Annotated in this window: 11 protein-coding genes; 2 read left to right on the forward strand and 9 right to left on the reverse strand. The window is 69.0% G+C overall.

What is annotated here, in order from left to right:
* Positions 1 to 151: 151 nt before the first annotated feature.
* The 4 genes from G6O69_RS06140 to G6O69_RS06160 all read right to left on the reverse strand — a co-directional run bounded on the left by G6O69_RS06140 (position 152) and on the right by G6O69_RS06160 (position 5,794).
* Positions 152 to 1,294, reverse strand: a complete 1,143-nt coding sequence (locus G6O69_RS06140) for a M43 family zinc metalloprotease (protein ID WP_172302595.1) — start codon at positions 1,292 to 1,294, stop codon at positions 152 to 154.
* 30 nt (positions 1,295 to 1,324) lie between these two features.
* The gene (locus G6O69_RS41955) at positions 1,325 to 3,166 is read right to left on the reverse strand and encodes a HEAT repeat domain-containing protein (RefSeq protein ID WP_172302596.1); all 1,842 of its coding nucleotides are present in this window, start codon (positions 3,164 to 3,166) and stop codon (positions 1,325 to 1,327) included.
* On the reverse strand, positions 3,163 to 5,283 hold the full coding sequence (locus tag G6O69_RS06150) for a hypothetical protein (protein WP_172302597.1): 2,121 nt from the start codon (positions 5,281 to 5,283) through the stop codon (positions 3,163 to 3,165). The genes G6O69_RS41955 and G6O69_RS06150 overlap by 4 nt, the downstream gene beginning before the upstream one ends.
* A 310-nt stretch (positions 5,284 to 5,593) precedes the next feature.
* Positions 5,594 to 5,794, reverse strand: a complete 201-nt coding sequence (locus G6O69_RS06160; RefSeq protein WP_176396664.1) for a hypothetical protein — start codon at positions 5,792 to 5,794, stop codon at positions 5,594 to 5,596.
* Positions 5,795 to 6,152: 358 nt separating this feature from the next.
* On the opposite strand from G6O69_RS06160, the gene G6O69_RS06165 reads away from it, so the two are divergent.
* On the forward strand, positions 6,153 to 6,431 hold the full coding sequence (locus tag G6O69_RS06165) for a LysR family transcriptional regulator substrate-binding protein (RefSeq protein ID WP_346017137.1): 279 nt from the start codon (positions 6,153 to 6,155) through the stop codon (positions 6,429 to 6,431).
* Positions 6,432 to 6,489: 58 nt separating this feature from the next.
* Here the strand turns inward: G6O69_RS06165 and G6O69_RS06170 are convergent, their stop codons facing one another.
* A complete protein-coding gene (locus tag G6O69_RS06170) occupies positions 6,490 to 7,401 on the reverse strand; it encodes a hypothetical protein (protein ID WP_172302600.1) in 912 nt (303 codons plus the stop codon).
* Positions 7,402 to 7,688: 287 nt separating this feature from the next.
* Between G6O69_RS06170 and G6O69_RS06175 the strand changes: the two genes are divergently transcribed.
* The gene (locus G6O69_RS06175; protein ID WP_172302601.1) at positions 7,689 to 8,921 is read left to right on the forward strand and encodes an ISL3 family transposase; all 1,233 of its coding nucleotides are present in this window, start codon (positions 7,689 to 7,691) and stop codon (positions 8,919 to 8,921) included.
* Here G6O69_RS06175 and G6O69_RS06180 read toward each other — a convergent pair.
* The 4 genes from G6O69_RS06180 to G6O69_RS06195 all read right to left on the reverse strand — a co-directional run bounded on the left by G6O69_RS06180 (position 8,918) and on the right by G6O69_RS06195 (position 10,865).
* Entirely contained in the window at positions 8,918 to 9,070 is a 153-nt protein-coding gene (locus G6O69_RS06180; protein ID WP_176396665.1) for a hypothetical protein, read from the reverse strand. The two genes, G6O69_RS06175 and G6O69_RS06180, sit on opposite strands and share 4 nt — an antisense overlap.
* A 159-nt stretch (positions 9,071 to 9,229) precedes the next feature.
* Complete coding sequence (locus G6O69_RS06185; protein ID WP_172302602.1) at positions 9,230 to 9,928, reverse strand: hypothetical protein; 699 nt, start codon at positions 9,926 to 9,928, stop codon at positions 9,230 to 9,232.
* Positions 9,900 to 10,265, reverse strand: coding sequence for a hypothetical protein (locus tag G6O69_RS06190; RefSeq protein WP_172302603.1), 366 nt, complete (start codon positions 10,263 to 10,265; stop codon positions 9,900 to 9,902). The genes G6O69_RS06185 and G6O69_RS06190 overlap by 29 nt, the downstream gene beginning before the upstream one ends.
* Before the next feature lie 210 nt (positions 10,266 to 10,475).
* Complete coding sequence (locus tag G6O69_RS06195; protein WP_172302604.1) at positions 10,476 to 10,865, reverse strand: hypothetical protein; 390 nt, start codon at positions 10,863 to 10,865, stop codon at positions 10,476 to 10,478.
* Positions 10,866 to 11,238 lie beyond the last annotated feature (373 nt).

Raw genomic sequence — 11,238 nt, forward strand, 5'->3', positions numbered from 1 at the left:
CGAGCCCAGGTCCCGGCAGCCCACCCGCTGCCCCCCCGCGACGAACACACAACGGCGCTCTCCGGAAGAATCACCTGGTTGGGCCGCCGCCCGGCACTTCCCCGACGTCCCGCGGATCCAGGCGCAGCGAGCTCGTCGCTCCTTTCAAAATTTAGTTGACGGCCGGGTGGGAGCGCATGATTCGGCCCTGCGCCGGGCTGAAGCCGCGGGCGCCGGCGAGGCCCGGGCGGTAGTGCATGATGTTGTCGGCGTCGGTGTCGTCGAGCGGGTCCTCGCCGCCGTCGGCTTCGACGGCGTGGTAGAGGCCGAGGTAGTGGCCGAGCTCGTGGGCGAGGACGTGGGCCTGGGCCTCTACGTCGAGGGTGAGGGCCTCGCCGGGGCCGAGGCAGTCGACGGCGGGGAGGAACACGGCGTCGGCCGGGCCGGCCCCGCCGGGGATCCGCGGGGTGTAGCCCTCGAGGATCTGCGGCGGACCGAAGATCGGATCGGCGTAGCGCAGGCAGCCGGCGACGACGACGTCGACGGTGGTCTCGGCCCGCGGCGGCGCGCCCTCGAGCAGGGCGGCGAGGGCCTGGTGATCCCCAGCGTGGACGTCGAGGGGCTCGCTGGGGGCCTCGAGGGCGACGACCTCGACGAGGCGCGGCGAGAGGCCGGCGGGTAGGAGAAGCTCGTCGGCGAGAGCGGCGAGCAGGGCTCGCTGGCGGGCCTCGTCGGCGAAGAGCAGGGAGTCGGGGGCGAGGAGCAGGCGTAGATCGAGCTCGGCCTGTTCGCGCTCGGCGGGGATCGTCAGGGCGTCGAGGTGCAGGGCCGGGCGCTCCTCGGGGCTGCGCAGCGGGGTCAGGGTCTCGCAGTGGACCTGGGCGAAGCGCAAGGACAGATCGGCGCCGGCGAGGGCGACCTGCTCGGCGTCGAGCATGAACACGCCGGCCTCGCGGGCGACGGCGCTGCGCGGCGAGCAGTCGCTACAGTAGGCGCCGGCGCTGCGCTCGGCGATCAGGACCTCGCCGGCGCCGTCGCTGAGGGCGCTGAGCTGAAAGCAGACGCCGGGCTCGGTGCTGACGCGCAAGGCCAGGGCCGCCGCGGGGCCGGGGGCCGGGAGCGTGAGGGCCTCGCTCTCGCCGTCGGCCAAGAAGCTGGCGCTGGCGACCCTTCGCCAGCGCCAGGGCGGATCCCGACCGTCCGCTTCGCCCGCGTCCGCGCCGGGTCCGACGCCGGCGTCACAGCCGGCGAGAACGAGGCCCGCGAGGGCGACGCCAACGAGGGAGAGGGCGAGGGAGAAGATCGGGGGTCGCATGGTCGAGGCAGACGCAGGAGCGCGAGACGACTACATCTCCGCGGCCGGGATGTAGCTGCCGATCTGTTGCAGCAGCTGGGCGTTTCGTTCGCGGCCGACGTGGGCGACGAGCTTGCGCTGGGCGGCGGGCTCGCTGAGCGAGGCGTTACCGAGCCAGTGGATGATGGCCGCGCGCTCGCTGACGGAGCTGCTGTGTTCGAGGCGAGCGGACATGGTGGCGATGGCGTTGGCGCTGGCCGGGCCGCGGTAGGCGCTGACGATCGCTGCGCCGACGGCGGGGTCGCTCTCGTCGCCGAGGCGCTGGAGCAGGCGCGGTCCGGCCTCCGCCGGATCGAGGCGCCCCAGGGCCTTGGCGGCGTGCTGGCGCGTCGCCGGGCTCTCGGCCTCGAGGTGGGACTCGAGGGTGTCGGCGAAGGCCACGTCGCCGCTGTTGCCCATGGCGTCGAGCAGGACCCGGGCCTCGCCCTCGTCCAAGGCGGCGTTCAGGGCTCCGTCGAGGCTCTCCTGGACGAAGCTGCGGACCTCGCCGTCGCCGCTGCGCTTGGCCATGGAGCCGAGGCCGAGGACGCTGACGTTGGCGACGATCGGATCGGCTTGGCCCTGGGTCTGGGCGAAGAGCAGCGAGGCGGTGTCGAGGCTGGGCTCGCCGATGTCGGCGAGGGCCGAGGCGGCGCGGGCCCGGTCGAAGCTGTCGAGCCGAGGATCGACGAGGAGCTCCGAGAGCGTGCCCCGGGCCGCGTCCGTCCCCGAGAGCTCGAGGGCGAGGAACAGGGCCGGGCGAGCGGCGGCGTCGATCGAGCCGTCGCGGAGGGCGTCGGCCAGCAGCTGCGGGCCGTCCTCGTGGTTGCGGATCCACGCCGCGAGCTCGCGGGCGGCGGCGTAGCTGGGGTCGCCGAGCTCGGCGTCGGCGTCGGCGGCGAAGCGGCCGAGGAAGGCGTCGAGGGCCTCGGCGTAGGCGACGTCGGCCATCTCGGCGTCGACCATGCGCTCGCGCTCGATCTCGAGATCGGCGAGGTCGCGGAAGTCGGCGTCGGCGACGGCCAGCGCCGGCACGGGGACGAAGCGATCGTCGTCGCGGACCAGGCTGAAGTGCTGGGCGAGGTCGGCCGCGATCTCGCCGTGGATCCGGAGCTGCACGCGCTCGAGGCCGCTGGCGTCGCGCAGCCACTGCGAGCGTGGGCTGTCGAAGTGGGCCGTGGCCTCGGAGTGGACCACGGCGATCGAGATCCCGAAGGCCTCGCCGGACTGGTCGTAGGCGGTCTTGTGTCGGTCGATCCGCAGGCCCCGACGCTCGCGTTTGGCGGCCAGGGCGTAGCGCGCCTCGAAGGAGCCGAGGCCGTCGACCTGATTGGCGCTCCAGGTCTCGCCGCGGGCGGCCGTCGGCGTGACGAACTCGTGGGCGCGCAGGGCCGTCTGCACCAGGCGGCGGCGGCGGACGTCCCACTCGGAGACGAAGCCGAAGTCGACGAGGCGACAGGAGGCGTCGACGTCGACGAAGAAGGGCTCGGCGAGCGAGCCGCTGACCCGCTCCTCGGGCAAGGTCATCGTCTGGCTGTGGGACAGGTCGCTGAGGGCGGCCCGCAGGCGCCAACGGTCGGAGCTGAGCTGCTCGGCGAGCTCCCAGCTCAAGGTGGCGCGAAGGTGGTCGGTCTCCTCGCTGCGGACGTCGCGGACCGCAGACTGGAGGACGAAGGCGGCCCGGTCTCCGGGCTCGAAGTGGCAGCCGGGGGCCGCCGGCGCGGCGGCGGTGGTCACCGCCGCGCGCGGCTTGGACTCGGCCTGGCGCGGCCGACCGTAGGCGACCGCCACTGCCACGATCGAGGTGAGGGCGAGCGTCGTCGCGACGCCGGCCTTGACGATCGTCGACTTCACAGCAGCTCCTCCGAGACGGCCATCGACTGGCTGAGCAGGCGGGACTTGATCGTCGGCGAGGAGAAGCTGAACAGGTTGACCTTGAGCGACTTGGCGAAGCGGCGGAAGCCGACCTTGCCGACGATGTAGACGTTGCCGGCGATCGGCACGAGCTCCATGTCCCAGTTCACGTCGCCGCGGACCAGCAGCCGGGCGTCATCGGTGAGGCCCCAGCCGAGGATGGCCTCGAGCGGGAAGCTGGTGGTGACGATCTGCAAGTTGGCGCCGATCCCGGCCTTGACCAGCTTGAGGTTGATGCCGCCCTCGATGCGGCCAGTCATGCCGAAGTAGGGGCCGGCGACCCGGCTCATGCGCCCGCACAGGGCGATCGACTCGCCGGACTGGAGCAGCTCCTGGCAGGCCTCGGTGTCGGCGAGGGCCTCGAGGGTGTCCTCGGTGGCGAAGCCGATGGTGCCGCCGACGTCGACCTTGATGCCGATGTTGACCGGGCCGAAGCCAAAGCCGAGCTGGCCGATGGTGAAGGACTTGGCGACGCTGAAGTCGTCGCTCTGGACGATGGTCGCCGCCTGATCCGAGACCGAGTAGATCGACTGACCGAAGGCCTCGAGGCCGAGGTCGTAGTAGGTCTTGCTCGGGTCGACGTTGAGGCTGGCCTCGGCGTAGCCCCGGGCCAGGGTCAGGTTGAAGCTCTTGCCGATCTTGCCGTGGAGCTCGACCTTGCCCTCGCTCTGGCTCGAGGCGCCGGTGAGGTCGAGGCGGTTTTGCGTCGACATCGAGCTGGAGATGCCGATGCGGCTGTTGCCGAGGTTGCGCTCGAAGGACTTGTTGAAGTCGATCGCGGAGGCGCCGGCCGAGGCCGCGGTCTCGTGGACCATCACGATCTCGATGTCTTGGCAGTCATCGAGGCTCTCGCCGAGGTCGCCGGCGTTGCCGGACTGGGTGAAGTCGGCGTTGAAGCAGCCGCGGACGATGAAGTCGCTCTCGCCGGCCCAGATGCCGCCGGCGGACAGAGCCTCGCGGGCGGCGTCCTCGAGGAAGAGCTCGTGGACGACCTCGTTGGCGATGCCGGGGGTGACGTGGTCGACGGCGGCCGCGGCCAGGCGCGCCTGCGAGTCCTCGGGGTCGCGGATGCTCAGGGGCAGGGCGGTGTCGGGGTCGCTGGCGGCGAGCAGGCTATAGGAGACCTCGGCGGCGCCGGGGAGCTCGCTGAGGGCCGCGACGCCGGCGGCGTCGAGGCCGAACTGCAGATCTTCGAGGATCGTCGGCTCGGCGGCGATCAGCTCTTCGGGCACGTCGGCCGGGTCGACCGCCGAGAAGTAGGGGTCGCGGCCGTTGACGACGAAGCGCGACTGCACCACCAGCGTCGGCGAGACGTCTGCGGGACCCTCGGCGCCGATGTTCTCGCTTTGAATGAAGGGCACGATCGCCACGGACGAGGTCGCGCTCAGGGCGTAGCGGACGTCGACCTGCGGGCCGTCCGCGCCGGAGGGCGTGAGCTCGAGGTCGAGCTCGTAGACGCAGCCACGGCCAGCATCACCGTCGAGGGAGGAGCGGCACTCCTGGTTGATGACCTCGTCCTTGGCCGCGGCCGAGAAGGTCACGGTCGGGGCGTCGAAGACCGTGTCGAGCTCGGCGGCGAGCTCCGGGCCGCCGTTGAACTCGACCTGGAGGTTGACCGTGCGGCCCGCGAGCTGAGCGCACAGCGTGGTCGGCCAGATGAAGCCGTCGACGACGACCTCGCTGCCGTCTCCGGGGTGCTCGACGTTGATGGCGCTCGAGCCACAGATCAGCGGGTTTTCTGGGTCGGCCGGGTTGGACTCGACGAAGGAGAAGGCCACCGGGATGTAGAGCGGCTCGGTGCTGGCGGGATCGAGCTTCTCGGCGGTGACGCCGAAGGTGACGGGGACGCGGTTGTTGACGAAGACCGGCTGCGAGAGGTCGTAGCGGACGTCGAGGTGGGTCAGGCGAACGCTGGCGTCAGCCTCGACGCAGCTGCCATCCTTCTCGACGGTCCCGGCCTCGCAGCTGTCGCCGGCGCTGTCCAGACAGGCGGCGAGGGGAAGTAGGGGAAGGAGGGCGACAATTAGTGAAGCGCGGCGATACATGGTTTTGCTCATTCAGGGCGTAGGCGTCCAAGGACGCGGCGCGTGCACCTCTCGGGTTTCACACGCCTCGTCCCCTTCGTTTGCTGAGAAAAGGAGATAGCAGCGGCCCCGAGGGCCGCTCATAACGAGGACGCATGGCAGCCATGGGAGCTGCTCCCTGGCGCCCGCAGAACCCTGAACAGCGGGTCAGAACATCGTTTTTCGCGGGAGTGGTACCATCGCGGCGCCCATGGACCTCTCCCACTTGCGGTACTTCCGCGAGATCGTCAGGCTCAGCAGCATGACAGCGGCCGCCCGGGCCCTGGGGGTGAGCCAGCCGCGGCTATCGGTGGCGGTGCGCGACCTCGAGGCGCACTACGCGAGCAAGCTGCTGCTGCGCCACCGCGGCGGCGTCTCGCCGACGGAGACGGGCCTCGAGCTGCTGCGCCACATCGAGGAGGTCTTCGAGGTCCTGGATCGGGCGACCGCGCGCATCGCCGGCCTCGAGGGCGATCTCGTCGGTCGCTTCACCCTCGGCTGCCACGAGTCCCTTGGCGCCTACTTCTTGCCCCTCTTCATGCCGGGGCTGCTGCGCGACGCCCCCAACATCACGCTCAGCTTGCTCAACGGCAGCTCGGCCCGGGTCCGGCAGGCGGTGATCGATCGGGAGGTCCACTTCGGCCTCGCGGTCAACCCGGAGCCCCACCCCGACTTCGTGATGACGCCGCTGTTCCACGACGCCGTCGACTTCTTCGTCTGCGCCCGGGATCCGGTGGTCTCGAACCCGATCGACGCGGCCCTGGTCAGCGGCCCGGACTTCTACGCCGACGAGCGCTGCGCCACCCTCGACGAGGCTGATCTTCGCCGGCCGCGTCGAGCAGTGCGCCGAGCTGCTGGGGCTGCTGGCCGAGCAGGGCGTGGTCCCGGAGCAGATGCTGTCCTGCGGCGACTTCGAGCTGGTCAAGAGCCTGGCCCTCGCCGGCCTCGGCGTGGCCCTGCTGCCGCGGCGCATCGCCGCCTACAACCAGCCGGGGCAGCTGCGGCGGCTCCACGGCGGCCTGCCCCACTTTCCCGACGAGATCATACTGCTCTATCGCGCCGACCAGCCGCGGACCCGGGCCGCGCAGTTCTTGAAGGACGCGCTGGTCCGCAGCGCCGCCGAGATGCCCTCGGTCGGCTGACGAGACCGTCCAAGCCCAAGCTCGAGAACCCCACCCGGGCAACTCGGCCCGCCCGCGCTCAGGGGACCGGGGCGTCGAGGAAGATCGACGCGGCCTCGTCGACAGACTTGGCGCGGTCCCGCCAGCGCTCGAGCTGGACCAGGGAGCTGCAGCTCGAGATGCGCGCGTGGACCTCGTCCGCGACGTCGAGGCCGCGCAGCTCGAAGATCGTCAGCACCAGCTGCTGTAAAACCTCGGCTTTGCCCTTGCTCAGGCCCTCGCGCAGGCCGTCGTGGAAGGCGACGCTGCGCCGTTCGATGTCGCTGATCTCGTTTGTCTGCATCTTCATCGCTCCCAAAATCACCTCGCGGGCGTCTTCATCGACGGCCGCGAGCAGGTACGAGGCATATCTTCCGCGCCGCTCGTCCTCGAGACGAAGCGCCGCTTCGAACGCTACGGCAAAGGGCTCGAGGTTGCCATGCGCGGCGTGGACCAGCGCCGAGAGCACGGCCCAACCCGGGCGCTCGGGCTCCTCGATCTCGGTGACGACCGGCATGTTCTCCTGGTCCAGGACCAGCAGCGCTTCATGGGGGGAGAGGCGGTGCTCGCCCAGGCCCTTGGCCCAGCGCGAGACCTCCGCGGACAGGGCGACGACCAGCAAGGCCGTCACGTAGCCGAGCTGTTCGGCGACCAGCGCCCAGTAGACCCATAAACGGGCACCTTTTTGACGGTCGGGGCGGCGCTGGGCTTCGATCACGATGCCCACGCCACCATGCGGATCACTCGGGTGATCTCCAGATAATATGCCGTCCGGACGAAGTTCATGCGCGTCCCCAAAGCAGGGCGTGAAGCGGTCGATGACGGCGTGGCGATCTCGCAGCGCCCGGAGATCGGGGAGCTCGACGCCGAAGACCTCTCGCAAGATCCGAAAGCCGAGGTCGGGCTCGTCGATGAGGATGCGGGCGACGCCTTGGTGCAATGTACTGGGCACGGTCGAGTACCCTCGCAAAGCCCGGGCCATGCCCGTGCACAAGGAGACGCTGACCACGCTGGAGTGCAATCGCTGCTCTCACAAGTGGGTCATGCGCGACCCCTGGACGGAGCCAGCGCCGGAGGATCTGGCTCTCCTCAAGAGTTTGTGGGTGGGCAGAGCACCTGAACGCGTCGTGAAGGCGGCGTAGGTGGCCGAAAAGAGCAGTTTGAGGGCAACAAGGAAGCGCGCACGGGAGCAGGCGCGAGACTACGGGTTCCTACAGCCGAACCCCGCCCCCACACCCGATGCGCGCCACCAGTATACTCCGAACCCTCCTCGCTCTCCAAGACACGCTCGTCTCCGGCCTCGAGTTCACCGCCGAGAGCCTCATCGTCGACGTCAAGCCGACCTGGCATCGTGCTCGCTGCGGGGAGTGCCGTCGCAAAGGCCCGAGCGAAGGTGGTCGCACACGAAGCTGGCGACACCTCGACCTCGCCGGCATCAAGTGCGTGCTGCGCTATCGGATCCGGCGCGTCAACTGCCGCCACTGCGGCGTCAAGACCGAACACGTGCCCTGGGCCGAGTCCGGCTCGCGCTTCACCGAGCCCTTCGAGGCGCACACCACCTACCTCGCCCAGTGCAACGACAAGACCACCGTCACGAGGCTGATGCGAATCGCCTGGGAGACGGTCGGTAAGATCATCCAGCGCGTCGTCCGTCGCCATCGAGGCGAGGTCGATCGCCTCGATGGCTTGCGCATCATCGGCGTCGACGAGCTCAGCTACCGCCGCCATCACAAGTACGTCACCGTCGTCGTCGATCACGAGACCGGCGAGATCATCTGGGCCGCCGAGGGCAAGAGCGCGGAGACGCTGACGCAGTTCTTCACGCTCCTGGGCCCCGAGCGCTGCGCCGAGCTCGAGGCGGTGACCATCGACATGAGCGCCGCGTACATCAAGGCCGTGACCGAGGCCTCGCCCGAAGCGACGATCATCTTTGACCGCTTCCACGTCCAGCGCCTCGCCTCGAAGGCCGTCGATGAGGTCCGCCGCGATGAGGTCCGCGAGGCCGAGGTCGACGACAAGAAGGCGCTGAAGAAGACTCGCTGGGCCCTGCTGAAGAACCCCTGGAACCTCACCGACTTCGAGAGCCGAAAGCTCGACCAACTCCAGCGGACCAACCAGCGCATCTACCGGGCCTATTTGCTCGAGGAGGCTCTCGCTGCGGTGCTCGACTGCCGCTACATCTGGCTCGCTCGGTCCAAGCTCGACGAGTGGCTCAGCTGGGCCAGCCGCTCGCGCCTGCGTCCCTTCGTCAAGCTCGCGCGGACCATACGCCAGCACCGCGAGGGCATCCTCGAGTACGTCCGCGACCGCCTCAACAACGGCCGCGTCGAGGGTCTCAACGGCAAGGCCCGGACGATCACCCGCCGGTCCTACGGCTTCCACTCGGCCGCCTCGCTCATCTCCATGCTGTTTCTATGCTGTGGCGGCATTCATGCGTATCCTGCCCACATCTACCCATTCTGGACCCACTAAACCTTGAGGAGAGCCGAGGATCTCCCGCGGGTCTGCCCGAAGTGCAAGAGCCCGTACTGGAACACCGAGCGCACGTTCCCGGTCCGCAAGAAGGCCGGCAAGAAGAAGGCGCGCAAGCGGGCCAAGTAGCGCGACGTCGCGACGATCACCGACGGATCACGTGCGGGCACTGCGGGGCCCGGGTGCTGACGCGGCGGTCGGGTGCGGCGTGGGGCCACCTTGCCGACGGGGCCGAGTGCCCGGGGTCGAACACGTGGCCGAACTCATGGATGCAGGTCGCTGGCGCCTGAATGCACCACCGGACCACATCACCGATCAGTGTCCGCCTCCTCGGTGGACTCACGCAGTGCCTTGGCCGGCCTCTTCTTGGTCGCCAGGAAAGCGCTCACGACCGCACCAATAACACCGACGATTACCGCCCCTCCAACCTTTGCGTAACCCAACACGGCGAAGGTCAGCCCGCACAACAGACATGTGAGCGCGAAGACGAGTGCAAAAACCTGTCCCCTATCGAGCCTGCGATCTCGCTTTGCGAGGCTATTTCGCATGGCCTGGTTGTTTGCCTCGTAGTCGACAAGGCATCGCTCCGTGAACCCGGGAAGGATGCTCTCATACGCCAACGCCTGACGCGGCGACGGCAGCGGCCCGCTGTGTGACTCACTTAGGTACTCACTCATGAGGACCATGGCCTCACGGGGTCCGTCCGGATCGGAGGCGTTGACCTGCTGGACTACGCGACGGATGACATCCGCGGCTTTCGTCTCGGTCGGGCCGCTTGGCTCGCTACGCTCGATTCCAACCGCGCTGGTCTCGCCGGCTTTGTACGGTGCGTCGTCGTCAGGGGTGCGGTCTGGTTGGTCCGCGGCGTCGTCGTTAGCCTTGGCCCCAGACTCTGGTTCATGACGCCGAGACCTCAGGATCTCTTGAGCCACGAGATCGGTGATCTGCTGCTCTGTCATACCCTGGTCGAGCAGTTGCTCAACCAGTTTGTCGGGATTGAGCGACACGGCCAACTCGACGGCTTGATTTTGCTGGCGATGGGCCGTAGGCGGAGCCGTCTTCTGCGTCTGGGTAGAAGTCGATCAGATCTCCGAGGCCATGCACGAACGCGCCTGCTGGCGACAAACGGTAGTTCTCTGCGGAGCGCGCGCGTCGTGCTGCACGAGTCACGATGTGCTCAACCTCGCGCCTGACATCATCCTCGCCGCTGGACTCCACGCGCTCACTGACCAACTTTGCGACGGTGGCGATCAGGGCAGCGGTCCCGGCGAGGACAAGCAGGGCCGCAAGATCTTGGTCGCGCAACTGCTCTGCCGAAACCGACAGGGTGCCTTCGGTGAGCATCTTCCGCCTGGTGAGGTCCCTCCTCATCTCCATAATGTGTAGCACTCAACCAGCCCATCGTGACAAGAACCTGTTCAGAAGGCAGCCGGCCCATCCTCGCGGCCAGGTTCCCTGGGGTGGGGTTGCGTGCGCTTGGCCCAACTACAAGGCTGTCGGCGTGCGGCCAAGCACGGAGCACGTTGCTAGATCACGGCGTGTGCGCCGTCTGCGTCAGTTCAACGTCGCAGCCTCTTCGCACTCGACCAGGATCGTCTCGATCTCCCACCGGACGTCCGCGTCGAGTCGGGGATCGGCGAGCAGATCGACCAGGACCGCGCCGAGATCGTCGGGCACGGGCGCCCCGTTCGTGAGCCAACCCCAGGCGAGCGGCACGAGCACGTGCTCGACGATCGCCCCGATCGACCACAGCGTCGGCGCGCAGGGGGCGTCACGCAGCGCCGTGCGCTCGTGCTCGAGCAAGCCGGCCGGAGCGAAGCGCACGAGCCCCGCAAGTTCGGGCGAGACGTCCCCGTCGAACCAGGTCAGCAACTCGCGCACGTGCGGCGCCAAGTCGTCGACGTCGACGCGCTCGGGGTCCAGGGGGATGATCACTGCGGCCATGTCCCGGCCTCCTTGTGCCGCTTGACCCACACCGGCCATCGTCGGGGCCTCCCTCGGACGCGTTCAGAAGGTTGACCAGCAGCGCCAGGACGCGGACCGCGATGTTGACCTCGTGCGAGTCCATCGCCCCGACGTACTCGACCAGCTGGCGGGTCGTCCCGATCTCGCCGGGTTCGTAGGCCAGGAAGAGCGTCGAGATCGACAACCGCAGGCCGGCGGCCAGCTTTGTGAGCGTGTCGAGCGACGGCGAGAATTCGCAGCGCTCGAGCCGACGGATCGTGTCTGGGGGCGAGGCCGGCAGCTTCGGCGAGTTCTTCTTGGGTGAGCCCGCGGGCGCGTCGGAGCGAACGGACGTAGCGGCCGAACGCAGGGT

It is taken from the genome of Pseudenhygromyxa sp. WMMC2535, assembly GCF_011083025.2.

What these genes read in the sequence shown, in the direction of transcription:
- G6O69_RS06150 (WP_172302597.1), bottom strand. Translation starts at nt 5,283, where the DNA reads ATGAGCAAAACCATGTATCGCCGCGCTTCACTAATTGTCGCCCTCCTT.
- G6O69_RS06190 (WP_172302603.1), bottom strand. Translation starts at nt 10,265, where the DNA reads ATGCTCACCGAAGGCACCCTGTCGGTTTCGGCAGAGCAGTTGCGCGAC.
- G6O69_RS06195 (WP_172302604.1), bottom strand. Translation starts at nt 10,865, where the DNA reads ATGGCCGCAGTGATCATCCCCCTGGACCCCGAGCGCGTCGACGTCGAC.
- G6O69_RS06175 (WP_172302601.1), top strand. Translation starts at nt 7,689, where the DNA reads ATGCGCGCCACCAGTATACTCCGAACCCTCCTCGCTCTCCAAGACACG.
- G6O69_RS06140 (WP_172302595.1), bottom strand. Translation starts at nt 1,294, where the DNA reads ATGCGACCCCCGATCTTCTCCCTCGCCCTCTCCCTCGTTGGCGTCGCC.